Source organism: Rhodococcus tibetensis (assembly GCF_024438035.1).
GTDB lineage: Bacteria > Actinomycetota > Actinomycetes > Mycobacteriales > Mycobacteriaceae > Rhodococcus_F > Rhodococcus_F tibetensis.
This window is the reverse complement of the sequence record NZ_JANFQF010000003.1, coordinates 246454-273196: the sequence shown is the minus strand read 5'-3', so window position 1 is coordinate 273196 and position 26743 is coordinate 246454. Positions and strand designations below refer to the sequence as shown.

Genomic DNA, 26743 nt, shown 5'->3' with positions numbered 1-26743 from the left:
GGTTGCTCACCCGCGACTGGTGGTGGGCAACCGGTGGCGGCTGCGTAGTCCGGGCTTGTCGATCTTGCCGACGGGGTTGCGGGGCAAGGCGTCGACGACGTGTATGGCCACGGGCAGTTTGACTTTCGTGAGCCGTTCACGGAGGTGGTCGGTGAGCTGATCGTCGGTAACGGGGCTGTCGGGATAGGCGACGACGTACGCGACGGGCACCTCGCCATACACCTCGTGTGGTGCGCCGACCACGGCGGCCTCGAGGACACCGTCGTGGGTGGCGAGTGCGTTCTCGATCTCCTTGGGGTAGATGTTCTCGCCGCCCCGGATGATCATGTCCTTGATCCGGTCGACGAGGGTGAGGTAGCCGTCCTCGTCGAGTCGGCCGACGTCGCCCGTGTGGAGCCAGCCGTCGACAATGGTGCGGTCTGTCTCCTCGGGACGCCCCAGATAGCCGTGCATCACGTTCGCGCCGCGGATGACGACCTCGCCGACGACTCCCGGTGGGAGCAGGGCACCGGACTCGTCCATGATCTCGAGGGTCTGTCCGGGCAGCGCGGGTCCGACGGTGCCCAGTTTGCGGACGCCGCCGGGCGGGTTGCACGCCGAAGCACACGTGCCCTCGGTGAGCCCATACCCTTCGACAATCACCAGGCCGAAGCGCTGCTCCGCGCGGTCGAGCAATTCCTTGGAGATCGGCGCGGCTCCGCAGACCGCGAACCGCAACGACGACGTGTCGGTGACAATCTCATCGGGTTGCGAGGCGAGCAGTGCGTAGATCGTCGGGACCGCGGAGAAATAAGTCGGCCGCAACCGGGCGACGTCCTCGAAGAACCGGGCCGGGGAAAACCGTCCGGTGACACTCAGTTGCCCTCCGGCCAGCATCGGCGCGAGGAAGCTGACGCAGATCGCGTTGACGTGGAACAGCGGCAGGATGAGCAGGCAGTGGTCATCAGTGGTCAGCGAAAGATGCTCGGCCAGTGATGAACTCATGAACTGCAAGTTGTGGTGGGTGAGCATGACGCCTTTGGGTCGCCCCGTCGATCCCGACGTGTAGATCAGTAGTGCGACGTCGCTCCCCGTCGGGCGGAAGCCCGGGATCTTCCCGGAAGGCCGGGAGGCGAGCATCTCGTCGACCGCGATCGACGGACGCCCGGCGGTTGGCGCATCCGGTCCCTCGTTCACGACGAGGGCGGCGTCGGCGTCGGCGATCTGATACTCCGCTTCGACGTCGGTGAAGGTGGGATTGACCGGTGTCGCGGCCGCACCCAGCCGCCACGCCGCCATCAGGACGACGAGCAACTCCGCCCGGTTCGGCAGCATCACCGCGACGACGTCACCCTCGCCGACCCCGTGTTCGCTCAGTTGCGCCGCGAACGCGTCCACACGATCGGCGAACTGCCGGTACGTGAGGTCGATGTGGTCGTCTCGCAGGCACGGTGCGTCACCGTGTGTGGTCGCGAGGTCCCAGGTGAAATAGCCGATGTCGGACACTGTTTCGATCCCCTTCGATTGCCGTGTGATTCATGACACTATGCGCGAGGGGTGTGCATCGAAATATTCCGCGGGGCTCGAGTTCGTCCCAGCTTTTGTCCGCGGAGGACAATGCCCGTCCGAGTTGGTCGAGCAGTTGGAGCGAGCAGCCCCGTGCACGTTGCCGGGAGCAGTTCGCCAGGTCCGAAGCCATGAGCACTGTCATCGATAATCAGGCATGAAGGCACCGGCGGGATGCATACCCTGGTGATGGACTAGTACTGCGAGATCTCCGCGTTGCGCCGACCTTCGCCGGTTACACCGTCCTGCAGACGACGCTCACCTGCCTATCAGGAGCCGGATTCATGGCCGAACAGATCGATGACTACTTCACCACCACCGTCGCCGACATGGTCGGCACGACACGACCGGGGGTAAGTGATCACGACGAACGCGTCGAGGCAGGATCGAGCCTGTCCGTGCAGGAAATGCTGGACTTGTTCGACTCGCAATTGGGCAGTCGACACCTCGACCTGGCGGCCCGCTGGCTGCGCGCGGAAGGCAAGGGTTTCTACACGATCGGATCATCGGGGCACGAAGGAAACGCCGTCGTCGCCCGCGCCCTGCGTCCCACCGATCCGGCACTGCTGCACTACCGATCCGGCGCGTTCTTCCTCGAACGCGCCCGCCAGGTCCGGGGCCGCGACCCGCTGCGCGATGTGCTCCTCGGTATCGTGGCCGCCACCGACGAACCGATCTCAGGCGGCCGCCACAAAGTGTTCGGCCGCCACGACCTCAACGTCATCCCACAGACCTCGACGATCGCATCTCATCTTCCGCGTGCAGTCGGAGTTGCATTCTCCATCGCCCGCGCCGCCAAGATTCATGTCCGCTCGGCATGGCCCGAAGATGCGATCGCGGTGTGCAGTTTCGGAGACGCCTCGGCGAACCACTCGACCGCGATCGGCGCCATCAATACCGCCATCCACTCGGTCTTCCAAGGCCTTCCGCTTCCGCTGCTTTTCGTCTGCGAGGACAACGGCATCGGGATCAGCACCAAGACCCCGAAAGGCTGGATCGGTGCCAACTTCGGAAACCGTGACGGTCTCGAGTATTTCACCGTCGATGGATCCGACCTCCCGATGGCCTACGCCATCGCACAGCGTGCCGCCGACTGGGTCCGCAAGAACCGACGCCCCGCGTTCTTGCATCTGCGCATGGTAAGGCTGATGGGTCACGCCGGATCCGACTACGAAGCGGCCTACCGCACCGTCGGCGAGATCACCGCCGACTTCGACCGGGATCCGGTGCTGTGCACGGCGAAATTGCTGGTCGAATGCGGACACCTGAGCCCCACTGAGGTCCTCGCGCTCTATGAGAACAAGCGCGCCGAGGTTGTCGAACTCGCACAGCACGTCAGCGAACTGCCTCAACTCGACAGTCCCGCCGCGGTAATGCGACCACTGACCGAGGTCCTGGGCGACGCGATCGCCGCCGAACCGCGACGGACCGACCCCGCTCGTCGTGCCCACATCGTCGGCAGCCCGCTGCCCGAAGAAGAGGGCCCCCTTACCCTTGCACTCTCTCTCAACCGCGCCCTGCTCGACGTGCTCATCGAGTACCCGGAGTCGCTGGTCTTCGGCGAGGACGTCGCCCGTAAGGGCGGCGTCTACGGGGTGACCCGCGGCCTGATGAAGAAGGTCGGCACGGCCCGCGTCTTCGACACCCTCCTCGACGAACAGGCGATCCTGGGGCTCGCGCTCGGCGCAGGAGTGTCCGGGTTGCTGCCGATTCCGGAGATTCAGTATCTCGCTTACCTGCACAACGCGGCCGATCAGATCCGCGGTGAAGGCGCGACCCTGCAATTCTTCTCCGACCGTCAGTACCGCAACCCCATGGTGGTGCGGATCGCCGGATACGGTTACCAGAAGGGATTCGGGGGGCACTTCCACAATGACAATGCCGTGGCAGCGCTGCGCGACATCCCCGGCATTGTCATCGCGTCCCCTGCCCGCCCCGACGACGCGGCAGCCATGATGCGCTCCTGTGCCGCGGCCGCCCGCACTGCAGGTGCAGTGTGCGTGTATCTGGAACCCATTGCGCTGTACCACACCCGGGATCTGCACGACGACGGCGACGAGCAGTGGCTCGCCACCTACCCGGATCCCGCGAAGCCGGCTGAGAACCACGTACATATCGGGCGGGCGCGCACCTACGGTGATGGGGCAGACCTGACCATCGTCACCTACGCCAACGGTCTGTACATGAGCCTCCGAGTCGCGCGCCGCCTCGAACGAGCCCACATCTCGACCCGGGTGGTGGACATGCGGTGGCTCGCGCCGCTGCCGGTGCAGGACATCGTCCGCGAGGCGAACGCCACCGGCCGAGTCCTCGTCGTCGACGAAACCCGGTCCTCGGGCGGTGTGGGGGAGGGCGTCATTGCAGCACTGGTCGACGAAGGTTTCACCGGCGCTCTCGCCCGGGTTGCGAGCGAAGACAGCTTCATCCCCCTCGGCGACGCCGCATGCGAGGTCCTGCTGTCCGAGGACACCATCGAGGTCGCAGCGATCAAGTTGGTGCAGGTCAATGTCGGGTCGTCAGATCGCCGACGCCAGGATCTCGATTCCCGGTCCGTCGAGGTCCAGCACCACACGACGACCGGAGACGGCAAGGAGTAGTGAAAGGGTGGTGTCTCGCACCTCCTCGACGAGCCAGCTGTCGACGTCCCCGAGGTCGTCGATCAGCGCGAGACGCTCCGCGGGCACCATCGACCAGACATCTCCCACGGATCCTCCTCCGGTCGGCAACGTCATCTGCAAGGTGAGACCCTCGGTGCGGCGGAAACTCGTCGGTCCAGCGCTGCCCATGGTCGAGGGGCACCGCATCGGCCTCGGCGCGCAGACACCGAACGCAGCGCGGTGACGTTGTGCCACGATGGGGTCGGAGCTGCCCAGGGAAGTCGATGAGCTCCAGCACCGGGTAAGGGACGGGCCGTGTGTGCAGTCGATTTGGCAGCAGGAAGCGGTACAGGAACAGTTGCACACCGCCCTCGTCTCGGGACATCATCGGCCAGGCCAAAGGCGTTCTGATGGAACGGCTGTCGATCGATGCAGACCGGGCGTTCGAGCTGCTGATCAAGCAGTCGGAAACTTCCCATGAGCCGCTGTACGAGGTCGCGGCGAAGCGCGTCGATAACGGCCACCCTTTCAAAGACAGCCGATCGCCCTAGCGCGGAATCGGCCCATCCTCTGCTTCTCAGACTCAGACGGTTTCCCATCTGAAGCCGTCGGGGTCGGTGAAGAATCCGGCGTCGCTGCCGATGATGATCTGGTGGGCAGCGGTGCCCTCGGGGGAGAGGCCGGCATCCTTCGCGAGGGCGCGACGCCCGTAGAGCGCGAGCTTGACGTTCGGGCCGGTGGCGAACTCGGCGTACTTGCGTCCGAAGCTTCTCGTCACTTCGAGCCCGTGGTCGAGGTAGAACTGCTTGCTGGCTTTGACGTCGTCGACGCCGAGCAGCAGCACGAGATCCTCGGCGTGCAGGGTGGCCGGTCCGGTGTTCTTCTTCGACGAGGTCGCGACTTTCCAGATGGCTCCGTCGGGGCCCTGCACGACGCCGCCGTACCCCCACAGGCTTTTCTTGGCCGGTGTGATTGTGGTGCCGCCGTTGTCGAGTGCGGCCTCGATGTAGGCGTCGACGATATTGGGCTGGGACACGACGAGCGAGAGGGTGTAGCCGCGGAAGCCGCTGGCCTGTTGCTGTGTGTCGCGCGCACTGATGTGTTCATCGACGCCGAGTGCGGTGTGGAAGGCCTTTGCGGTCGTGGGGTCGGGAGTTTCGAGGGTGAGGGATTCAATGGTGGTCAAGTCAGCGCTCCTCGTTGATCTCGTTGATACGGATGAGATTTCCTGCGGGGTCGCGGACGGCGCAATCTCGGATGCCGTAGGGCTGGTCGATCGGTTCCTGGACGATTTCGGCGTCGCTGGCCGCGAGCTGGGCGAAGGTCGCGTCGAGGTCGGGGGTGGCCAGCGTCAGGATGGCGTAGGTTCCCTTGGCCATCATTTCGGTGATGGTCCGGCGTTCGTCGTCGGTGATGCCGGGGTCGGCGGCCGGCGGGTGCAGGACGAGGGAGGTGCCGGGCTGGTCCGGGTGGCCGACGGTGATCCAGTGCATTCCGTTGTAGCCGACGTCTTTGCGGACTTCGAAGCCGAGGATGTCGCGGTAGAAGGCCAACGATGCCTCGTGGTCGGTGTGTGGAAGGAAGGCCGAGTGAATGGTGATGTTCATGGGAGTGACGTTAATGCGGCCCGTGGGTAGACGCTTCTCGATTCCTGACCGGTCTGCTCACCGGTTTTCACCACGCGATCCATCCACACGGTCGGCGCGGCCGGATCGTCGAGGGTCGGCAACCGCAGATGGACGCTCGCCACGAATAGCGGACTGAATCTGTCCTGTGGGCATGGCAGGGTGAGTTCCGAGAGACCTGCCGTCGCTGACGATCGGCCCGTGGCGGTACCTGCACACCGGAAGGACGACACTGATGGCTCGCGAAATCCAGGTGACCTTCGATTGTGACGACCCAGCGGCACTGGCAAGCTTCTGGGCAGACGCCCTCGGCTATCGGATCCAGGAACCGCCGCCGGGGTTCGACACCTGGGACGCTGCACTTGCAGCGATGGGAATCCCGCCCGAGCGCCGCAATGACGCGTCGGCACTGATCGACCCCGACGGATCCGGCCCGCGGATCTTCTTCCAGCGCGTTCCGGAGGGCAAGACCGCGAAAAACCGGGTCCATCTGGACGTTCGCGCCGCTCCGGGATTGACGGGTGACGAGCGGATGGCGGCGCTCGAAGAGTCGTGTACGCGACTGGTCGCCCTCGGCGCGAGGCGGATTGAGCGGTACGAGCCTGCGCCGCCGCTGCAGGGTGGTCACATTGTGCTGACCGACCCCGAGGGGAACGAATTTTGCCTCGACTAGCCCGCTCGGTAGGGGACTCCGAGATGGAATTGGTTGGCGGTGACGGTTCGCGGGTCCGGACTCGCAACCCGCGGTAGCGGCGAGTCGGTGACCTGGATAGTCTCACGCAATGATGTCGGCGCCGTCGCTGCTGCGTACGTCAGTGAGGTCGTCGATGGCGCTCGCTGTCGCCTTCGGTGCCACGGCGTGTATCGGAGCTGTCGACCGGGCCGACTTCGACGCGGCAATGCGAACTCGGGGCGGGGGTATGACCACATCCCTCGTCGATGACGGACTGACGGCGCTGGCGGCTCGTTACGGCGTCGACGAAGTGCAGGTGACGAGTGTGGATATCGCGCCGGTCGAGAATCTGGCTGTCACGGTCCGGAACCCGGCGAACCCTGCTGAACTCGACCAGTACACCTTCGACGGCGAACATCTGAGTGAATCGAGTCCAGTCGTGGTCTCTGCGCTGGAAGATCTCGACGCGCGCGCGTTCAGTGTCGACGATGTTCCCGCATTGGGCCGTGTCGAGCATCTGGTAGATGACGCCTTGTTCCACAGCGGTCTCGACGACGGTCAGGTCGTCGGTGTTTCGGTGTATCGAGCTGGGGGATTCTGGCCGACAGCGATGGTGGAGTCGTCGCGGTCGCGGTCGCTGGTCGTGTTCGATGCCGACGGAGCAGTGGTGGGGGTGCATCCACTGTGACCGAGCCGGTCGAATTGGGTGTGGATTCACAACCCCGCACACACTCTGCTGTAACGCGAGCCTTGATCTGGGGAATCTGCATCACGATCAGCGTCGTATTCCTCACGTTGATCTCTTCGGTGATCTGGCCTGGACAGGTCGTCTATCTTGCGCCTCTGCTCTGCGAACAGCCCGAGTATGAAGGAATCGTCGTCTCGGACACCTATGCCACCGGGGACGGAAGGTCCACCAATTTCACGCTGTACTGCGTCGGGGACCGCGGGCAGACGACCGACAACGGGTGGCTGCAACCCTTTCTCCTCATGTGGGCCGCATACCTGACGGTGGTCACGATCGTGACCCTGTTCGTGCTCATCTGGCGAAAGGGGCGGTCGGTGTCAGAGGAACTGTGACGGTTCTTCGCGCTCAGCTCCGAATGAAACTGTCGGAAAGGGAACTCTCGTACGATGCCCGCTTCGTCGGTTCGCACCGATATTGACCTGTCGCGATGTGCCGGAAGCGGTTGCCGTCCTCACTGACGGTTTGGCCGCAGTAACGGCATTCGTGACCTCGTGCGCCCGATCGGATGGTCTCGGCGGTGGGATAGGTGTTGACGGTCATGGTCCCTGCTCTTCGCTGTGGTCGGTGCTGGGCGCATCGAGTTGATCACGCATATTCGGCGGCGACCCCCGAGGTACCGAACTGGACGGTCCGATCCAGGGCTTGCCAGACGATCTCGTATCGCTTGACCGTCATCTCGTCCGCATTCGTGAGGAGGGTGTCGAGGAGGGAGCGTGGATCGTCCTGCCAACGCTGTCGGGCGTGCGCGATCGTGCGGTTGGTGAACAGCCCCGATTGGGCCAGTGCGGACATCCATTCGTCGAACTCGCCGGAGTGGATGCGCTCGACGGTGTCGTAGTCGAATCCCTCCGCGCCGAAATCTCGAGAGAATGTCGCGGTGACGTAGTCGCCGCAGGTCAGTGGTTCTGCCTTCATGGGTGCGGGCACCTTCCGTGCAATCGACTCGGGTACCGGCTGGTTCGGCAATGGCAAGTGGCGTCCGAGACCGAGAACCGGGTACGTGTGTGGCAAGTCACATACTGTCACCGGTCTCGGCCGCGTCACATCGGCCGGATGGCCGGGGGACATACCTGTTTTTCGCGTGTCCGGCCCGATCAGGACCTCAAGGCTGCGCCACCACGATGTTGCTGTCAGCGTCCGTGCAGCTGATGCTGTAACCGGTCTCGGCCGAATGTGGGTCACCCTTGGTTGTGCATTCCCATCCGTCGAAGCGGTACACCGAGTCCGTCTGAGCGCCTGCGGTGAAGTACTTGTTGAGCATCGCGTGCGCTGCGTCGCAGCGGATCGTCCCCTTCACGATGACCACCGTTGCGGGTTTGCCTGTCGGCGGGTGGATAACGGGTCCGCACTGATTGGATCCGCTTCCTAGTTGAGGCAGCGGAGGAGCGGTCGGCTCGGCAGGCGTGATCTGCTGGGGGCTGTTGCCGAGGGCGCTGCCGGGTATCGGGGTGAACTCGAACTTGTAGCCGTTGGTCGAAATGGTAAAGCCCTGACCTGTTGCGTCCTCTTTGCACGAGACGCCGGAGAACTGCACATTGCAACTGAAGCCGTCGACCGCCAGGGTCGAGCCGTAGGGGAGCACGTTGGCATTGCCGGTGAAGAGGGGCTGGTTCGCGGTCTGGAAACTCGGTTCTTTCCCCACTTCGACGGTAATGATGTTCGTTTCGGCGGACGGGCCGCTGTCCTGTGCGGGGATCTGTAGGGTGCCGGGGATACTTGGAGGCGCCCCCTCGATGTGCGACGCGCAGCCGGCCATCTCCTTCACGGGATCTATCGCGCACAGCCATTTTCCCGACGGTGTGAGGAAACCGTGGGCGTCCTCCGTGTCACCGCTGGTGTACTTTTCCGCGTCGACACTTCCCGTTACATGCTCCTGCGTAGAAGAGGCTTCGCTCGAGGCGCTCACCTCTGGGGTCTGCAGGTCCTCCGATGCAGTCGCCGCGCTCGGTAGCGCTGATGTCGTGCCGCTGACCGACGATCCCGCGAGCAGCAGCGACGAGGCGACAGCAATCAATGCCAGTGCTACCGCGGGCCCGGGTGGCATCAGCCTCATACGACACACCCCATCTTCTGATCGCCCACTCGTTTCGACCAGATGAGATGTTCCCACGGATGCACCTGTGCCGCGTGATATCGCTCGAACGTGCCTGATGTTACGGCGCCGACCAGGCCTGGGTGCCGAATCGGGTGCTCTCGTGATGTGCGCCCGGCGCGAGGCTGTCAGGTTGTAGCGGCTGAAGTACTGCTCGCCACCTGGTCACACGTCCAGACTGTCGGCGCGGGAGGAGATTTCGGATCACGTTCTGTTTAGTGCTTCCGTCGGTCCGCTCGTGAGATGTCTCGCCGCGGACCGAAATCTCTTGCAACAGAAGGACAGCTATCTCGTTCGATGCGGGTGTGGCGGGGTTTCGGTGCAGCATCCACCGCTTCCGGGCGAGCGCACATGCGTCGCTGAGCGGGGGCGTATCGCGCCGTTCTCGCGGGTCGCGCGGTAGTTCGGCGCTTACGTCGAGGCGGCTGTACGACTGGGCGGCCCGTGTGCCGGTCGCGTGGCATCTCGGATGAATAACGGGATGTTCCGGGAACGCGGATCGGTGTTCCGGGAGCACGGATGGGAGTTAAATTGACTCTTACAGGTGTACGGGAGTTCGACAGCGAGTAAGCCCAGCTCAAGGTCCGCCGCCGCCCGCTCGAGTTCCAACCGTGCGGGAGGCATAGCGTTTCGGGGTGCGCGATGATCGAAGTGGTGACAGGGCTCCTGGCAAGGAGAAGCGAGCCAGTCGTGGCCCGATCGGAACATCCCGAACCAAACAGTGAGGAAGCACGCGGCCGCGGTGTCTCGCTCGGCAGACTTCTCGAAATTGCGAAATTGAAGCCAACGCAGGCGGCGCTGCTCGTCTCGGATGTGCTCTACCAGGTTGAATGTGCACAGAGAAAGGGCCGATACCCATTCCACGTCCGGGGCGACGCCGTTACGGTGTCCGAAAATGGAAAGCTGACGATCGACGGCACCCGGAGTGCGGCGTCCTGGCGTGAGATGAACGATACGATGTCCGGCCTGTTGAAAAGTATCGCGACGAACTGTCGCGGTTCGGCACTAGCTGACCGGCTACACGAATCGAGCGCCGAAGCAACAGATCTGGACGCTCTGGTGCAACGAGTTCGTCAGGCGGTCGCACCCGACATCGACCCGGCCGAAGAACGAAAGGCGCGGCGACAACTCGGCGCGCTGGTCGCCGCCACGATGGGGTGGCGACCACCGGACTCTCGCGAAGGTCGGGAACAGGCGACCGCACAGAGCCCGCCGCCCGGGGCGGCCGGACCGTCTCTCGCAGCCGGTGACTGGTTTCCACCGGTCCGGAGTCCGTGGCACCGCAGAAGGCGACGGATCTCGCGGCGCCGGGGTGCACTGGGTCTGATCGCGATCGTGGTGCTCGCCGGAACGCTGTGGACGGCGCCGCGGGTATGGTCGGAGTTGCGTCGGGGCTGGGATGCCGTTCTGAATCCGGTGAATTCGTCGGAGCAGAATCAGATTCGGCCGGTCTCGCCGCCGCCACCGGAACCGGTCGGCGAGCCGGGCGCGCCGCCGCCGCAGGGACAGGGCGCAGCGCCTGCCCCGGTCGAGGTCGGTGCCCCGGCCAGTGCGGGGCCGATCACCTTGGTCACCGCCACACTCGCCAACGGGGCATGCACGTCCGGACGTGCATGCGAACTCAGGGTCGATGTCCATCTCGATTCCGCTGCCAGCGTCGGCTCGGTGGTCTGGAAGCTGAACGTGTACGACCGCTGCTCGGGCGAGGTGCGGACGGGCACAGACGTGTCGCTGCCTGTCCCCCCGGGCGCTCAACATGTGTACGGCATCGGCCGTGCGGATCTGCCACCCGGCACCGCCCTTGCTGTCGCTGCGGTCACCAGTTCCCCCGCGACAGCCGCTTCCGAGCCGGTGCTGATGCCTGCCGAGAACGCATCCTGCTGAGCGCCGGGGAGCTGGGGGAGACATGCAGGAAGACAAGCGCGAATCCGATCCCTGGGTCGTCACCGCGGCAGTCGTCCTCGTGGTGCTCGGGCTGCTGAATCTGACGTCGACGGGGATGACGGCGCATGCCGTACGCCACGCCCTCTTCGCCGCCGCCGGACTCGGCTTGATGCGCGTCGTCTCTCGACTGCGGATGGGTGACCTCCGAGCATTCGGCTGGGCGACATTCACGGTCACCACCGTGATGCTGGCTGCCGTCCCACTTGCCGGGGTCGCCACCAAAGGCGCCCAGCGCTGGCTGGACTTCGGCGTATTCACCGTTCAGCCGTCCGAACTGGCAAAGCTGGCCGTGGTTCTGGTGTCGGCCGGGCTGCTCGCAAGTGGGTTCACACTCGGCCGGTTCGTTGCGACACTGGCGATTGTGGGAGTGCCCGTGGCGCTCGTCGCACTACAACCCGATCTGTCGACTGCCGTCGTCCTCGTTGTGACAGCAGGGTTCATGCTCGTCCTGGCCCGGGTCCCGTTGTTGCCGCTGCTGCCGCTGTTTGCTCTCGGAATCGCCTCGTTGCCCCTCGCCGTGCTCTTTCTCCGCCCGTACCAGCTCGAACGCGTCCATGTGTTCCTGTCGAGCAATGCCGACCCGAGTGGGGCGGGGTGGGCCGAGATGCAGGCGAACATCGCGATCGGGAGTGGCGGGTTGTGGGGCCTGTCACGTGACCCTCTCTACGAGGTGCGAGCCGAGTACCTTCCCGAATCGGAACACGACCTCGCGTTCGCGAGCCTGGTGTACGGATGGGGTCTGGTCGCCGGAATTGCTGTAGTCGTGGCGAGTTCGGTCATCGTGTGGCGGGCTGCACTCGCCGCCCGAACGGCACGGACCCGGGAAGCTGCCCTCGTCGCGGCAGGCGTCGGTGGGCTCTTCGGGATCCACGCGCTCGTGTCGATCGGTGCGAGCCTGTCCCTACTGCCACATAACGGCATGCCGATTCCGTTGTTCAGCTACGGAGGGACCGCGGCGATCGTCGGCTTCGTTGCCGTCGGATTGGTGCTCGCGGTGCGCAGAGATGGTGTCGCACGACCACTCTGGGCGCCCGAGCCCCGGCGCCGGCGCCGGCCGAGGGGACTGTCGGCAGGCGCTGTGACCGTCACTGCGTTGCTCGTCGCAATGTCCGTGTTCACCTGGCAGTTGCAGCACGATCGGGGCGCGGACTTACGCGCGATGAGCGACGAGCAGATGATGCGCTGTATCCGCCTGCCCGCCGAGCGCGGCCTCATCCTCGATCGCAACGGGGTTCCCCTTGCTGTGAACGTCGCCGAGTACGCCGTTGCGGTAGTCGCCCGGATGTTCGACGAGAACGATGCCGGCTCCCGCAGTCGTCTCGCGTCACTGGTGGGTATCTCACCGGAGGAGGTGACGGGTGTCGTACGTGAACGCGGCGAGGGCGAGCAGGACGTCGTCGTAGGCACAGTCGCTCCCGATGTGGCCCGGCGCATCGTGAACGCCCGTCTGCCCGGGGTTCTCGTGGTGCCGTCCGGTCGTCGGCACTACCCGCACGGAGCAGTGCTTGCCTCCATCCTCGGTCACGTGGGGGTCGCCGACGAGCAGGACATGGAACGCTGGCCGCACCTTGCCCTCGGATCGCGGGTCGGCAAGGGTGGACTCGAGAAGCAGTACGATGCGCTGCTCCGCGGCAGTGACGGAAAGCAGTGCGTGTACGTCGACCCCACGGGGCGCCCGGTCGCCACCGGCGAGCGCGTGGACCCGGTACGTGGGCACGATCTGCGGTTGCATCTCGACCTTGCCGTGCAGTACCTGGCCACGGATGCGCTCACCGAGGCGATGCGTACCAGCAGGGGCGACGTGGGCGCCGCGATCGTGATGGATGCACGCACCGGGGCTGTGCTGACAATGGCCAGCGTTCCCGGATTCGACAACAACGTCTACGGCCCCCCTGCCGATCTCGCTGCGTTGGCGGCCCAGGCCCAGACGCCGGGGCCGAGTCCGTTGCTCAACAACGTGACCCAGACCGCTGTGCCACCCGGTTCGACCTTCAAGATCGTGGTTGCGGCGGCGAACACGCAGTACCCGGTGCTGGCGCCGGAGACGGTGATCGAAACCGGTGCGGCCTATACATACGGTGGGCACACCTTCCGGAACTGGCAGCCGATGGGCCCCCACAATCTGCTCCAGGCAATTCAATGGTCGGACAACGTCTACTTCTACCGACTGGGCGAACTCCTCGGCCCCGAGAAGATCGCTGAAGTGGCCGACCAACTCGGAGTCGGCCGACGTTCGGGGATCGACCTGCCGGGCGAGGCCGAGGGCTTCCTCGGAACGCCGGCGAACGTCGGAAGTATCGGGGCCACCTGGTATCCCGGATCGACGCTTCTGATGGGTATCGGTCAGGGCACTGTCAGTGCCACCCCGATACAGGTGGCGCGCTGGACGTCGGGAATCGCCACCGGCGCGATGGTCACCCCCCAGCTCGCGGCGGGGTACGGGTCGCCGGACGTCGTCCCCATCCCCACTGCGGAACCGTGGCGGCTGCCCTTCGCGGACAGACTCGACCCGGTGCGGGCGGGAATGCGGGCATCCGCGTCGGCTGGGACGGCCGGACAGCTCGCGGGCCTGCCGGTGCCTGCCGGCGCGAAGACGGGCACGGCAGAGGATCCGTCGGCACCCGGGGAAGGTCTCAATGCCTGGTTCTCTGCGGTCGCACCTTTCGACTCTCCCCAGATCGTGGTGTCGGTGCTGGTTCGTGGCGGTGGTTTCGGGTCCGCAACTTCGGGGCCGGTGGTGAAGAAAATCCTCGAGCACTATTTCCCGAGGCCGCCCGGCGTGCTGCCGATTCGGTGATCAATTGCTGTACGCGGCCACGACCTCGGGATGTTCCAGGCACGCCGTGGCACCTTCGGCGACGCAGGTGAGCGGGCGCTCGGCCGTCTTCACCGGGAACCCGAAGGCCTCTTCGAGCAGCTGCGAGAGACCGCGGAGCATCGATCCGCCGCCGATAGCGAGCACACCTTCCGACATCACGTCACCGATTGCCTGGGCGGGAAGGTCCTCCAGACACTCGGTGAGTGTCTTGACGATCCCCGTCGTGGTCGGGCGCAAGGCATCGACTATTTCCTCGGTCTCGAGCGTGACGAGTCGTGCGCGGCCGGTCATGGCGTCCCGGCCTTCCACGACGAGAGACTGTCCGTCCTCGGTCTCGGGCGCGCCCACCTTCGCTCGTTCTGCGGTGAGTTCGCCGACGAAAATATTGTGCTCGGTTCGTAAGTACTGGTACAGCGCGTTGGTGAGCTCATCCCCGGCGAGTCGACAAGTGCGATGGGAGAGAATGCCACCGAAACAGATCGCGGTGACTTCCGAAGTGCCGCCGCCGATATCGACGACGAGGTGGGCGCGCGGCTCGAGCGGGTTGATTCCGCAGCCCAAGGCTCCTGCGACCGGCTCTGGAATCAACCCGACTTTCCGTAGGCCGGCCTCGTGCCCGACCTCCAGGAGAGCGCGACGCTCGAGCGGCGTGGCGCCCGCGGGAACCGCGATGACGCCCTTCGGTCGCAGGCCGTAGGGCCTGTGCGGGGCGGCCCGTTTGATGACGGCGCTGACGAACGTCCTGGCAGATTCCAGGTCGACGATCACCCCGTCACGCATCGGACGCACCGGCGTGATGCCGATGGGAGTGCGGCCGACGAGGTTACGGGCATCGTGGCCGATCGCGAGAGCACGGTTGGGGTCCTTGGTCCGAACGAGCATGAACGACGGCTCGTTCAGGACGATGCCATCTTCCGGTGTGCCGACGACAGTATTGGAAGTTCCGAGATCGATACCCAGTCCACGCACGTCGGCCTCCGAAAGGGATTCGAGCGAGATGATCTAGATGCTACGCAGGGGTAGTGGTGTTCGGGTGGATATCGCGGTGACTTGTCCAAGATGCCCGGGGCTTCGCTCGACGCGTCGCACGGGACGCGCGCGATCATCTGCGGGCTGTGCCGCGGCGTAAGGACGTTGGGGCTCGAAAACGTTTATTCGGTTACTGTTTCGGGAACACTCGTTATCCCGGTCGCTATCGGTTGGTGAACGGCGGGGATGTTCTTGTCACGGTGCGTCTGCAATGGTGCTGGTCGGCTTCCCTGTTCGACGCCTCGGGCGCGTGGGCGTGTCCGACAGCCGTGAGGAGATCGCGCTGGAGCTGCTCATAGGCGGCAAGCCACCGGTCATCGACCGGCTCGTCGCGTAGATACGCCGTCAGTGCCGCGCTGTTGTCGCCGGTATCCAACCATCTCCGCAGCTCGGTGGTGCGATCCTGGACGGATTGCAACAATTTGCGCTGTGGAACGGGCATGGGGTCTGCTCCTTTGACTCAGACGCTATTCCGTAGTGGGAAAAGGCTGTTCGAGATTGCTGCTACGACCCTCGGGCAACCTGTCGTGCTTCGTCCGGTAGCCATTGTGCTGGATGCGGCTGCCCGTTGGCGGGCCTTTCTCGGATCCGAGGATCCACGCTCTGGTCCGCAGAACCGTTCGTGGGCGTCTGATCCGAGTTGGTGTGGTGTCGCCCGCCGCTCTCGTGCGAGTTGGCGCGACGGCATCCATCCACCGCAGGCGAAGAACGGGAAGGAGAATTCCTCCTCCTTCCACTCTCAACTTATAGCGCACCGGGGGGCTTGCGGCAAGACCCCGGGTGTGCCGCAGAATCGTCGGCCTAGGCCAGGACCCGAGGAAATGGAGCAGCGAAATGCGCGTGTTGTTGTCGACGTATGACTCGCGTGGGGGCGTCGAACCGCTGCTGGCATTCGCGGTGCAGTTGCGGGCACTCGGCGCAGAGGTGCGGGTGTGCGCGCCGCCGGACGAGGAATTCGCGGAGCGGCTTGCCGATGTCGGCGTGCCGCTGGTTCCGGTCGGTCGCCCGTTGCGCGAGTTGGTGACCGGGGCGACGCCGCCATCGGCGGCCGGCGTGCCCCAGAGGGCCGCCGAGTTGATCGCCGCACAGTTCGACACGGTCGGCGCAGCGGCCGAGGGATGTGATGCGTTGGTGGCGACCGGCCTGCTGCCGGCCGCGGCCGGCGCGCAGTCGGTGGCCGAGAAACTGGGCATTCACTTCGTGTACGCGAGCTACCAGCCGGTCACCCTACCGTCGCCGCACCACCCACCGCACCCGCGGCCGGGCAGGCCGCTTCCACCTCAGGTTACCGACAACCGGGTGCTGTGGGACCTGGACGCCGAGAGCGCGAACGCACTGTTCGGCGAAGCACTCAATACCCACCGGGCTTCGATCGGCCTGCCACGGTTGGACAACCTCCGCGATCATGTCTTCACCGATCACCCCTGGCTGGCCACGGACCCGACCCTGGGTCCGTGGCAGGAGCCGGCTGATCTCGAGGTGGTACAGACCGGCGCGTGGATCCTGCCGGACGAACGCCCACTCCCGGAAGAACTGGAGGCGTTCCTGGACGCCGGCCCACCACCCATATACGTCGGCTTCGGCAGCATGCCCATGCACGCCTCGAACGACGTCGGCCAGGTGGCCATCGAGGCGATACGCGCACAGGGCCACCGCGCACTCGTCTCCCGGGGCTGGGCCGACCTGGCCCTGATCGATGACCGGGACGACTGCGTCGCGGTCGGTGAGATCAACCACCAGGCACTGTTCGGCCGGGTGGCCGCCGTCGTGCACCACGGCGGCGCGGGCACCACGACAACGGCCTCCCTTGCGGGAGCGCCGCAGATTGTGGTGCCTCAACAGGCAGTGGACCAGACTTACTGGGCCGGCCGGGTTGCTGACCTGGGCATCGGCGCGGCACATGACGGTCCGACTCCGACCATCGAATCTCTGTCGGCTGCACTCGAGACGGCGTTGACCGCCGAGACCCGTGCACGGGCAGTTGCCGTGGCACGCGCGATCCGCACCGACGGGGCGTCGGTAGCTGCGACACGGTTGCTCGACGCTATCCACCGAGACAAGCCGCCGGTACCCGCATGAACCACGTGTAATCGTCGAGCCGGATGAAGAGGGGGAACATGTCACATCAGGGGTACGAAGAGGAATTGCGGTCCGAGCGGAGCTACGTGGCCGGGCTCTACACACGGATCGACGCCGAGCGGGCGCGAGTGAAAGGTAAATACGGCGCGGCATTGCGGGGAAACGGCGGGACACCCATGGAACGTGATGTCGAGGTGCGCGCGCTGGCCGCAGAAATGAAGCGGCTGGACGTGGCCGACAACGGCCTGTGCTTCGGTCGGTTGGACAGTCTGTCAGGGGAACATTCGTACATCGGCCGGATCGGCCTCTTCGACGAGAAGAACGAGTTCGAACCGCTGTTGCTCGATTGGCGGGCACCGGCGGCGCGTGCGTTCTACGTCGCCACCGCCGCGAGCCCGGAAGACACGTGGCGGCGCCGCCAATTCCACACACGCGGGCGTCGAGTGCTCGATTTCACCGACGAGGTGCTCGGCCGCCCCGATGGTGGCGAGCGAGGGGACGCGGCCCTCATTGCGGCAGTCAACGCGCCCCGCGGTGACGGGATGCGCGACATCGTGGCGACGATCCAAGCCGAACAGGACCAGATCATCCGGCTCGACCACTCCGGGGTGCTGGTGATAGAGGGGGGTCCGGGGACAGGGAAGACCGTGGTGGCGCTGCACCGCGTCGCCTTCCTGCTCTACACGCAGCGGGAGCGGATGGAACGCCATGGTGTGCTCGTGGTCGGGCCGAACCCGGCGTTCCTGGATCATATCGGCCGCGTTCTCCCGTCGCTGGGCGAGACCAACGTGGTGTTCATGACGACGGGTGACCTCGTGCCCGGTCTGCGCGTCACCGCAGAGGACACCCCAGAGGCCGCGCGGCTCAAGGGTTCGCTGAAAATCCTGGACGTGCTCGCGGCGGCGGTCGCGGATTGCCAGCGATTGCCGGAAGACCCGCTGCCGATCGAACTGTCGGACGTCACGGTGCGGATCGACGCCGGAACCGCCGAGTGGGCCAGGGACGAGGCGCGCGGGAGCGGACTGCCACACAACGAGGCCCGCGCGGTGTTCCGCGACATCGTCACGTGGGCGCTCACCGAACGGGCGATAGCCCGGATCGGCCGGGGCTGGCTGACCCGGGACGATCTCGAAGCGTGGGAGCAGCTGAGGGAGGACCTCCTCGAGGAGCTGGCGGACCATGACATGTTCACCGCCGCGCTCGACGAATTCTGGCCCATCCTGACGCCGGAAGGACTGCTGGCACAGCTGTACACATCGCCCGAACGGCTGGTCGCGGCGGGTGCCGCGCCGGCGCTGTGGCGCGCCGACGGCGACGCCTGGACGGTGTCGGACGTGCCGCTCCTCGACGAACTGGTCGACCTCTTGGGCCGCGACAAGCCCGTCGACCAGACTGCAGAGAGGGAAAGCAAGGACGAGGCCGAGTACGCTGCCGGCGTGCTGGACCTCATGATCAGCCGCGAGGACCTGATGGACGATGAGGACCATCTGCTCGCCCAGGACATGCTCTACGCCGAAGATCTGGCGGACCGCTTCCGGGGCCGCGACACCCGGGAACTCGCAGAACGCGCCGCGGCGGACCGGGACTGGACCTATCGACACGTCGTGGTCGACGAAGCCCAGGAACTGTCCGAGATGGACTGGCGGGTGCTGATGCGGCGCTGCCCGGGCCGATCTTTCACGGTGGTGGGCGATCTCGCCCAACGCCGGTCGGTGGCCGGAGCAACCTCGTGGGAGGCCATGATGGAGCCGTATGTGCCCGGACGTTGGGTCTACAGGTCGCTGTCGGTGAACTACCGAACCCCGGCGGAGATCATGACCGTCGCTGCCGCGCTGCTCGCCGAGTTCGCACCCGGGATCACGCCACCGGAATCGGTCCGCGCGTGCGGTGTGCGGCCGTGGTCCAGGCGGGTCGATGAGGATGAAGTAGATTCTGCCATAGGCGAATTCGTACGGGACGAAGCCGGACGTGAAGGAACCAGCATCGTGATCGGGCCACCGGGTGTCCCGGGCACGGTGGTGGCGTCGGAGACGAAGGGCTTGGAGTTCGACGCCGTCCTGGTCGTGGAACCGGAACGGATCCTCGCCGACGGTCCACGCGGCGCCGCCGAACTCTACGTCGCTCTCACCCGCGCCACCCAGCGTCTCGGCGTGCTGCATCAGGGGCCCTTGCCGCAGGCGCTGATCGGACTCGCCGAAATCGGGACACCCGCCCAGGCCGGAGATCAGCGGTCGGCATAGCGATACGCGTGTATCGGCCCTGGGTGTGTCCAGCTCGCCGCCGGATGACCACCTAAGCGCGGTCGGCTCGGCCTCGCGGGGAAGCCGACCACACGTCGCTCGAGCCTCCGCCGTCCTCATAACGGTCGATCTGAACGATGCCCGCTGGAGCCGCGGTAGGCCTGTGAGTCTCATTGATCGCCTGGAAGTCAGAGTCGAAGGTTCGGTCGCTCGATGTTCCGTCGCGACGAGTCACCTTGTACTTCGGCATGGTCTGAAATATGCCACTGCCGGGGTAGTGGCGCACCGCGAACAGGTTAATCTCACGAAATACCCCGATCCTTGACACGTGACGAACCGGCCGTCGCGAGTTGCCGGGAGCTCCTCGACCGGTTGAAGGACCATGGCACGACCTACAAGGTGACATCACCAGGTGGGCGCACTGAACAGACCGCCCTCGACTGAGGAGTAATCCCGGCAGATGCGGGTATCCGGCGTATGTGCTGCCGCGTGACCTCGGACGGCAACTCCGCGACAGCCAGTCCCTCCGGCCGCCTGACCCTTTCGGCCGGAGGGCACTACACCTCGACCCGGAAGGCACTACACCTCGACGGAGAGCGGGAATCGACCCGGTTGGAAGAGCAGCTACCCCAAACAGGGGTTCGGCCGGGAATGCTCTCACATTCTCGGCCGGATCTCTGCTTCACGAGTCTTTCACCGTTGCCGACTACTCTCTCGATCCGCAAGGTCTAATATACGCGCGAGTACCGGTCCACCGCAATGCCCAGCATCTTGTTTTTAACGGGCCGGCATCGTCTTTCGAATGGCAGGGATCAACGGGTGCGGATACTTTTCGCGCCCTACCGCGCATAGATGCGTTCACATCGCGTGAGATTCCCGTCGATCACTGCTCGTGCACCGATTCGAACACTCGCCCAAATATTTTGGACGGTGGATCAGTCACTCCCGAGGCGGGCTCTTCGAGCTGGGTGAATAGTGTGGCTGCGTGGGAGCCGCGGCGTCCAGCGTGGGGTCTCGGCGGAAAAGCGGGGCCCCCGTGGGCGCGGTGTGCTGTGCTGGGACCACAGAGTCGGGAGGTGCGGTGTGCGAGCTGGGTTCGGCGGACTGGCGCCGATGAGTCCGACCGAGGCGATGTTCGTGCTGTTCGAATCCCCGTCGCACCCGATGCACGTGGCCACCCTGACGCTGTTCGAACCGCAGACCGGCACCGCGCCAGGCGCCCACGCCGCCGACATGGTCGAGCGTCTGCGCGCACACACCGAGGTCTCGGAACTGTTCCGCAAACGCCCGATCCGTCTGCTGCACGGGTATCCGTGGTGGCGCTCCCAGGACGAGGTCGATCTCGAATATCACGTGCGCCACACCGCAGTGCCTGGCGCCGGCACCATGGCCGACTTGCTGTCGCTGGTCTCACAGATGCATTCGATGCCGCTCGATCCGCAGCATCCGATGTGGGAAATGCATGTCATCGAAGGCCTGACCGACGGGCGCACCGCGGTGTACACGAAGTTCCATCTGTCGTTGACGGACGGCGCCTCCGGGTTGCGGTTGCTGCACCGCACGCTCTCGGTCGACCCAGGTATCCGCGACTGCCCGGCGCCGTGGAGTCCGTCGGTCGCGGCCCCAGCGCGGCATCCCTCCCTCGGCCCGCGCATGATGCTGCGGTCCGGCCTCAGCCTCACGTGGGAGTTGGCCGCCACTGTCCCCACCCTGATGCGGACGGGCTACCGCGGACTGACCGAAGAGCACCTGACGTTGCCGTTGCAGTCACCGCCGACGATCTTCAACGCTCCGACCGGGCGCGCGCGGAAGGTGGCCGTCCGGTCCTGGCCGCTGAAGCCCCTGCGCCGGCTCGCCGCCTGCACCGGCGCCCCGTTGGAGGTGGTGGTGTTGACGATGTGCGCGGGAGCCCTCCGCGAGTATCTGCTCGAGCAGTACGCCCTCCCCGATGCGCCGTTGACAGCGATGCTGCCGGTCCCGCTCGACTTCGGTGAGGGTCCCACCATCGGTGCCGCGGGCCGGGGGATCGGGGCGATGGTGGTGTCGCTGGGCACCGACGAAGACAACCCACTCGCGCGATTGGCGCGGATCGCGGACTCCGTCGCTCATACCAGTCGTGTCGTCGCCGCCCTCGGCCGTTCCCAGTTCCAGCTGGTCAGCGCCCTCACCTTGAGTCCGATCATGCTCGAACCGGTCCGGCGGGTGCTCGATGACATCCCGCCACCTTTCAACGTGACCATTTCATACACCCCAGGCCCGACCCGCCCGCGGTTTTGGAACGGGGCCCGCCTCGACGCGGTCTACCCCGTCCCCGCCCTCGCGCGCGGACAGGCGTTGAGTATTACTCTCACCAGCCGATCCGGGGAGCTGCACGTCGGTGTCGTGGGCGATCGCATCGCGGTGCCGCACCTGCATCGTATCGTCGGCCACCTCGACACCGCCCTGACCGAGCTCGATGCCGCGGCCCACGCAGCCGGCCGGTGACCGGATCCTCGGGCGGAGGGTGCTACAGGCCGACGGCGTCCTCCAGGGCGACGAGTGCGGTGTCGAGGTGGTCGAGCATCGGCTGCAGATTTGGGACCGCGGATCGGCATCCGGTCAACCCGAACACGAGATGGTCGTCGCTGCTGGTGACGGTGATGTTCAGTGCCTGTCCGGTCACCGGGATCGACAGCGGGTACAGGGCGTCGAGGCGGGCGCCGTTCCAGTACAGGGGACCGTCGGGGCCGGCGACATTGGAGATCACCAGGTTGAACGGTGGGCGCAGCGGCCCCCGCCGGCCGGCGAGCATCTCGAAGCCGAGCGGAGCGGCTCCGAGGGCGCTCATAGCCAGTGCCTGGGACGGGCTCATGGCGCGCAGGGCCTGCTTGCCTTCATGCATGCAGGTCCGAATCGTTTCGAGTCGCGCCCCGGGGTCGGGCAGATGGGTGCCGAGGTTGCACATCAAGACCCCCACCCGATTGCCACCCTGGGATTCGGCGTCGGCGGCGCGCAGGGAGACCGGAACCATCGCGATCAGCGGTTCGTCCGGCAGGGCGCCCAGATCATCGAGGTAGGTGCGCAAGGCTCCGGCGGACATTGCCAGGACGATGTCATTGACGGTGGCGTCGGCGTGCTTGGCGACCAATCGAATTCGCTCGAGCGGCCAGGATTGTGCGGCGAACTGCCGAGCCCCGCCGATAGGGACGTTCAAGACGGTGTGCGGTGCACGCATCGACATCGGCCCGCCGTGGGCGCGCAAGGCACGGTCCACGGTGTCGGCCAAGGCCGGAGCGAGACCTGCGACCTCGCGGGCGCCCCGCAGCGCCAGGCCCGGCAAGGCCCGCACATCCATAACCCCGGGCAGGAACGGCGACGTGGAGCGCGATGCGTCGCCGGTCGGGGCGGGCACGGGTTGCCAGGGGGCGGGCATCATCTGTCGATCGGGGTCTTCACTCATACTGCGGCGCAACAGGTTCATCGCGGAGGCGCCATCGGCGAGGGCGTGGTGGATCTTGGTGTACACCGCGTAACGGCCGTCGGCGAGACCCTCGATCAGGTGCATCTCCCACAGCGGCCGACTGCGGTCGAGCAGACCGGCGTGCAACCGTGACGCCAACGCCAACAGTTCGGGCATGCCGCCGGGGCGGGGGAGGGCGTGGCGATGCACGTGATGGTTCAGGTCGACATCCGTGGCGGTGTCCCAGCCCCACTGGCCCAGGGTGGTCACCGAGCGCCGTGCGCGTTTGCGGAACGTCGGGGCGACCTCGTCGGCGACCATCGCCGTCTCGAACATCGCCCGCACCCCGGCGGCGTCGGCGCCGTCCGGAGGCGTGAACACGGCCAGGCCCCCGACGTGCATCGGGTGCTCCCGCGACTCGCCGAGTAGGAACAGTGAATCGGTCGGCGACATCGGCAGGGGCATGCAGGGTGTCCTTTCCTTCCCCGGCGGAGGATCCGCACTGCCACTGCGATCTCCGGGAGGAGAGTGTTTCGATTCCAGGTAGCCGGTCTCGTTCGGTAACACGGAGGTGTGGTTTGCATCACAGACCCGCATCACTGTTGTACACGATGGTGCTCTGGCCGCGCTACTAGGCACACGTCCAATCCCCGGTCCCGTTCAGTCCCTGGTGCACACGCTTTGTCGGGCGAGCGAGGTCCAGCGCCCGCAGTTACGACGATCGGGACGTCACTTGATGACGGCGTCGACCGTCTTCTTCAACGCCGACGGCTGTGCGGGCGAGCGGGGTGCCTTTTCCTTCCATTCCAGCAGTCGTGCGCCCATCTCCTGAAGCTGCTTGCGCCCCAACTCTTCCCGAACTTTCGGGAACCACTCCTGTTCCTCTTCTTCGATGTGGTGCTCGACGCTCTCGATGAGAACAGTGGTCTTCGCGTCGAATCGCTCGTTGTCGGGCTTCATGGCCGCAAGTTCCATCACCAGGACATCGGCGACGTGATGCTCCTCGTACGACTCCAGGATGTCGTCTTCGAGATCGGGGGCGAGCTTGCGCACCTCGGGGTACATGCACTCGTTCTCGATGTAGGTGTGCACGGTCAGCGCCTCGATGATCTGGTCGACGATGCGCCCCTTCTCGGTTTCGGCGTCAGGGCCGGCGCTGCGGAACTCGCGGAAGAGTTTCCGGATTGCCTTGTGGTCGTTTCGCAGAAGCACTATGGCGTCAGTGGACATGGATACCTCGCAGGGGATGTAGTCGGGCGGTCGACGTTCCCGCGAGTACCCCGCTGTCGACGTCGCTACGCGCGGTCGAACTTCGGCCCCCCTTGACACCGGTTAGAACACATGTTCGCATGTACCTATGAGGTGGGATGGGCAAGCGCTCGACGCGGACGACGGAGCGTTGCCCGGGCTCGAGCGGGCGGGGCTGGTGCGCAGCGTGCAGACGCCGGACTTCGAGGGCATCACCTTTCACGAAGTGTTGTGCAAGAGTGCGCTCAACAAGACACCCGACGAGTCGCAGCTTCCGTTCCGCTACACGGTCAACGCCTTTCGGGGGTGCTCACATGCGTGTCGCTACTGCTTCGCCCGGCCCACCCACGAGTATCTCGATCTCGACGCCGGGCGGGATTTCGACAGTCAGATCGTGGTGAAGACGAACGTTGCGGCAGTGCTTCGGAAAGAATTGAACCGCAAGTCGTGGAAACACGAGCACGTAGCGTTGGGCACCAACACCGACCCGTATCAGCGGGCGGAGGGCCGGTACCGGCTCATGCCGGGGATCATCCGGGCACTGACCGAGTCGGCGACACCCTTCTCGATTCTGACGAAAGGAACGCTGCTGCGACGCGACCTTCCGCTCTTGACCCTGGCTGCACAACAGGTCCCGGTCAGTATCGGCGTGTCGTTGGCCATTCACGACGCCGATCTGCAGAAGTCGATCGAACCCGGCACTCCGTCGCCCAGGGCCCGCCTCGATCTGATCCGGACCATCACGGATGCGGGGATGACGTGCAATGTGATGGTCGCCCCGGTTATCCCATTCCTGACGGATTCGGCGCGGCACCTCGATGGTTTGCTCGAGGCGATCGCCGCGGCGGGAGCATCCCGGGCGACGGTGCTGCCGATGCATCTGCGGGGGAGCACCAAAGGCTGGTTCATGAATTGGCTCGCCACCGAGCATCCTGCACTGATACGGCAGTACCGGCAGTTGTACGGGCGCTCCGCCTACGTGCCACCCGAATACAACTCCTGGCTGAAGGAGCGCGTCGACCCTCTCGTCGAGCGCCACGGATTGGGCGGGCGGGCGAAACATCGTGACGCCGGATCGGCCAGTCGGGCCGCGACCGAGCGCCGCGACCTCGTCGAAGCCGGCCGTACCGGATCCACGCTCACCCTGTTCTGATCGGAACCATTCAGGAGTCCTCGTCGGGCGCCAGGTGGACCGTCCGCGTCGGTTCATACCATTCGGTGCCGGCAGGCTCGCCCGCCATGTTCCAGCTCCAGGAGATCGTCGGTGTGATGCGCACATACATACCCGGGCCGACCATGCCGTCGCGCTCGATCGGCTGATCGGCCACACCGTAAATCCGGATGGAGCGGGCAACGAACGGATCGAACGACACCAGGTCGTCGACCACCAAGGCCACCTTGACGTTGCCAGCACAGATGTTGCGAAACTTCCGCGTCCCGGTCACGGAAGGCCCGGAACCACCGATCCAGAAATATGTCCCGTCGAATTCGAACGCGAGCGGAACCACGTCGGGCTGCCCGTCAGGGGAGACCGTGGAAACCCTTGCGACAGGTTGTGACCGGAGATAGGCGATTTCTTGATCGGTGAACGACATGGCGTCTCCTCGTCGGCTGCCGGGACTGGGGCTGGTCAGCGCAGTGCGGGCGGGCTGTTGAGATCGCGGGCCGAATAGGTGTCGCAAGCTTCGACCCGGCCCGTCCGGTATCCGGTGACGAACCACTTCTGGCGTTGTTCGGAGGAGCCGTGCGTCCACCCTTCGGGATTGACCCTTCCGCCCGCGGACTGCTGGATCCGGTCGTCGCCCACCGATGAGGCTGCGGACAGCGCATCCTGGATGTCGGTGTCGGTGAGCGTGTTCAGGAACGGGGGCCCGCCGTCGGGTGCGGGGAGGGTGTCGGCGAAGTGGGCCCACACGCCGGCGTAGCAGTCGGCCTGCAATTCGGTCCGGACTGCCGCCGAGTCGGCTCCGCGCGGATCGGTTTGCGCCCGGCCGATGTCTCCGAGCTGATTCTGGATGTGGTGGCCGACCTCGTGCGCCACGACGTACTCCTGGGCGAGGGGCCCGGCGCTCGATCCGAAGCGGTCGACGAGGAGCTGGAAGAAGCTGGTGTCGAAGTAGGCCGTCGAATCCGCCGGGCAGTAGAACGGGCCGACTTCGCTGGTGGCGTTTCCACACCCGGTGTTCACCGCGCCGGAGAACAGCACAACCTCGGGCGCGATGTAGTCGGTCCCGGTCTGTGTACCGAGTTCCTGCCCCCACACCGAGTCGAGACTGCCGACCGTGAACACGACCCGGCAGTTCACGTCGCGATTGGCATCCGCGCCTGTCTCGCAGTCTTCGAGGCTGGTGCCGGGACTCTGGGCCGACGGGTCGGTGGCCCCACTCAGCCCACCGAGAAGGGATCCGGGGTCGCCGCCGAGCAACAGAGCGAGAACCAGCACGATCAGGCCGCCGGCGCCGCCGCCCATCGCAAATTTGCCACCGAGGCCACCACCTCCGCCCCCACCCCCGACCGACACCCGGCCGGAGTCCATGCGGGCGCCCTCGTTGAAGGTCATGTGTCGTCGCTTTCTCTGTCGAATATTGCGGTATCGGTCGCTCGAGCATCGCACGTGAAGCGGGTATGAGTTTCCGCTCACGCACACTGTCTCCGTAGGATCTCAG

General features: G+C 65.7%; 22 protein-coding genes and 1 pseudogene. 11 read left to right on the top strand and 12 right to left on the bottom strand.

Going from position 1 to position 26743, the window contains the following annotated elements:
* Positions 1 to 6: 6 nt before the first annotated feature.
* Positions 7 to 1485, bottom strand: coding sequence for a class I adenylate-forming enzyme family protein (locus tag NOF53_RS05415; protein WP_255966186.1), 1479 nt, complete (start codon positions 1483 to 1485; stop codon positions 7 to 9).
* A 344-nt stretch (positions 1486 to 1829) separates the two neighbouring features.
* Between NOF53_RS05415 and NOF53_RS05410 the strand changes: the two are divergent.
* Positions 1830 to 4043 (top strand): annotated as a pseudogene (locus NOF53_RS05410) (thiamine pyrophosphate-dependent enzyme); the annotation flags it as partial.
* Positions 4044 to 4061: 18 nt separating this feature from the next.
* On the opposite strand, the gene NOF53_RS05405 reads toward NOF53_RS05410, so the two are convergent.
* A complete protein-coding gene (locus NOF53_RS05405) occupies positions 4062 to 4250 on the bottom strand; it encodes a hypothetical protein (protein ID WP_255966183.1) in 189 nt (62 codons plus the stop codon).
* 302 nt (positions 4251 to 4552) lie between these two features.
* Between NOF53_RS05405 and NOF53_RS05400 the strand changes: the two genes are divergently transcribed.
* Positions 4553 to 4693 (top strand): ANTAR domain-containing protein, encoded by a 141-nt coding sequence (locus NOF53_RS05400; protein ID WP_255966181.1) that lies wholly within the window; start codon positions 4553 to 4555, stop codon positions 4691 to 4693.
* 32 nt (positions 4694 to 4725) lie between these two features.
* On the opposite strand, the gene NOF53_RS05395 is transcribed toward NOF53_RS05400, so the two are convergent.
* Positions 4726 to 5328 (bottom strand): VOC family protein, encoded by a 603-nt coding sequence (locus NOF53_RS05395; RefSeq protein WP_255966180.1) that lies wholly within the window; start codon positions 5326 to 5328, stop codon positions 4726 to 4728.
* A 1-nt stretch (position 5329) separates the two neighbouring features.
* Complete coding sequence (locus tag NOF53_RS05390) at positions 5330 to 5749, bottom strand: VOC family protein (RefSeq protein WP_255966178.1); 420 nt, start codon at positions 5747 to 5749, stop codon at positions 5330 to 5332.
* 253 nt (positions 5750 to 6002) lie between these two features.
* Between NOF53_RS05390 and NOF53_RS05385 the strand changes: the two genes are divergently transcribed.
* From NOF53_RS05385 to NOF53_RS05375, 3 genes are all read left to right on the top strand, one after another.
* On the top strand, positions 6003 to 6440 hold the full coding sequence (locus NOF53_RS05385) for a VOC family protein (protein WP_255966176.1): 438 nt from the start codon (positions 6003 to 6005) through the stop codon (positions 6438 to 6440).
* A gap of 109 nt (positions 6441 to 6549) precedes the next feature.
* Positions 6550 to 7128 carry a hypothetical protein gene (locus tag NOF53_RS05380; protein WP_255966174.1) on the top strand — a complete coding sequence of 193 codons (579 nt, stop codon included), beginning with the start codon at positions 6550 to 6552 and terminating at the stop codon, positions 7126 to 7128.
* Positions 7125 to 7520, top strand: coding sequence for a hypothetical protein (locus NOF53_RS05375; RefSeq protein WP_255966173.1), 396 nt, complete (start codon positions 7125 to 7127; stop codon positions 7518 to 7520). Before NOF53_RS05380 ends, NOF53_RS05375 begins: the two co-directional genes overlap by 4 nt.
* A 253-nt stretch (positions 7521 to 7773) precedes the next feature.
* On the opposite strand, the gene NOF53_RS05370 is transcribed toward NOF53_RS05375, so the two are convergent.
* Both NOF53_RS05370 and NOF53_RS05365 read right to left on the bottom strand, forming a co-directional pair.
* Positions 7774 to 8103: a hypothetical protein gene (locus tag NOF53_RS05370; RefSeq protein WP_255966171.1), complete on the bottom strand. Its 330-nt coding sequence runs from the start codon at positions 8101 to 8103 to the stop codon at positions 7774 to 7776.
* Positions 8104 to 8290: 187 nt separating this feature from the next.
* Positions 8291 to 9232: a hypothetical protein gene (locus NOF53_RS05365; RefSeq protein WP_255966169.1), complete on the bottom strand. Its 942-nt coding sequence runs from the start codon at positions 9230 to 9232 to the stop codon at positions 8291 to 8293.
* 690 nt (positions 9233 to 9922) lie between these two features.
* On the opposite strand from NOF53_RS05365, the gene NOF53_RS05360 reads away from it, so the two are divergent.
* Entirely contained in the window at positions 9923 to 11164 is a 1242-nt protein-coding gene (locus NOF53_RS05360; RefSeq protein ID WP_305086469.1) for a hypothetical protein, read from the top strand.
* A 22-nt stretch (positions 11165 to 11186) separates the two neighbouring features.
* Positions 11187 to 14021 carry an FtsW/RodA/SpoVE family cell cycle protein gene (locus NOF53_RS05355; protein ID WP_255966166.1) on the top strand — a complete coding sequence of 945 codons (2835 nt, stop codon included), beginning with the start codon at positions 11187 to 11189 and terminating at the stop codon, positions 14019 to 14021.
* Here NOF53_RS05355 and NOF53_RS05350 read toward each other — a convergent pair whose 3' ends face one another.
* Both NOF53_RS05350 and NOF53_RS05345 read right to left on the bottom strand, forming a co-directional pair.
* The gene (locus NOF53_RS05350; protein WP_255966165.1) at positions 14022 to 15011 is read right to left on the bottom strand and encodes a rod shape-determining protein; all 990 of its coding nucleotides are present in this window, start codon (positions 15009 to 15011) and stop codon (positions 14022 to 14024) included. It abuts the gene before it with no gap.
* A gap of 223 nt (positions 15012 to 15234) precedes the next feature.
* Positions 15235 to 15513 carry a hypothetical protein gene (locus NOF53_RS05345; RefSeq protein ID WP_255966164.1) on the bottom strand — a complete coding sequence of 93 codons (279 nt, stop codon included), beginning with the start codon at positions 15511 to 15513 and terminating at the stop codon, positions 15235 to 15237.
* A 392-nt stretch (positions 15514 to 15905) separates the two neighbouring features.
* Here NOF53_RS05345 and NOF53_RS05340 point away from each other — a divergent pair, with 392 nt between their 5' ends.
* The 3 genes from NOF53_RS05340 (at position 15906) to NOF53_RS05330 (ending at position 21874) form a co-directional block, all read left to right on the top strand.
* A complete protein-coding gene (locus tag NOF53_RS05340; RefSeq protein ID WP_255966163.1) occupies positions 15906 to 17150 on the top strand; it encodes a glycosyltransferase in 1245 nt (414 codons plus the stop codon).
* A 38-nt stretch (positions 17151 to 17188) separates the two neighbouring features.
* Positions 17189 to 19390, top strand: a complete 2202-nt coding sequence (gene helR, locus NOF53_RS05335) for an RNA polymerase recycling motor ATPase HelR (RefSeq protein WP_255966162.1) — start codon at positions 17189 to 17191, stop codon at positions 19388 to 19390.
* 1113 nt (positions 19391 to 20503) lie between these two features.
* The gene (locus tag NOF53_RS05330) at positions 20504 to 21874 is read left to right on the top strand and encodes a wax ester/triacylglycerol synthase family O-acyltransferase (RefSeq protein ID WP_255966267.1); all 1371 of its coding nucleotides are present in this window, start codon (positions 20504 to 20506) and stop codon (positions 21872 to 21874) included.
* Positions 21875 to 21896: 22 nt separating this feature from the next.
* Here the strand turns inward: NOF53_RS05330 and NOF53_RS05325 are convergent, their stop codons facing one another.
* Together NOF53_RS05325 and NOF53_RS05320 are read right to left on the bottom strand one after the other, a co-directional pair.
* Positions 21897 to 23294: a WS/DGAT/MGAT family O-acyltransferase gene (locus NOF53_RS05325; RefSeq protein WP_255966161.1), complete on the bottom strand. Its 1398-nt coding sequence runs from the start codon at positions 23292 to 23294 to the stop codon at positions 21897 to 21899.
* 264 nt (positions 23295 to 23558) lie between these two features.
* Positions 23559 to 24059 (bottom strand): hemerythrin domain-containing protein, encoded by a 501-nt coding sequence (locus NOF53_RS05320; RefSeq protein ID WP_255966159.1) that lies wholly within the window; start codon positions 24057 to 24059, stop codon positions 23559 to 23561.
* Between the two features lie 127 nt (positions 24060 to 24186).
* Here NOF53_RS05320 and NOF53_RS05315 point away from each other — a divergent pair, with 127 nt between their 5' ends.
* A complete protein-coding gene (locus NOF53_RS05315; RefSeq protein ID WP_255966157.1) occupies positions 24187 to 25230 on the top strand; it encodes an Rv2578c family radical SAM protein in 1044 nt (347 codons plus the stop codon).
* Positions 25231 to 25240: 10 nt separating this feature from the next.
* Here NOF53_RS05315 and NOF53_RS05310 read toward each other — a convergent pair whose 3' ends face one another.
* Together NOF53_RS05310 and ypfJ are read right to left on the bottom strand one after the other, a co-directional pair.
* Complete coding sequence (locus NOF53_RS05310; RefSeq protein ID WP_255966156.1) at positions 25241 to 25672, bottom strand: PPOX class F420-dependent oxidoreductase; 432 nt, start codon at positions 25670 to 25672, stop codon at positions 25241 to 25243.
* 35 nt (positions 25673 to 25707) lie between these two features.
* Positions 25708 to 26637, bottom strand: a complete 930-nt coding sequence (gene ypfJ, locus NOF53_RS05305) for a KPN_02809 family neutral zinc metallopeptidase (RefSeq protein WP_255966154.1) — start codon at positions 26635 to 26637, stop codon at positions 25708 to 25710.
* Positions 26638 to 26743 lie beyond the last annotated feature (106 nt).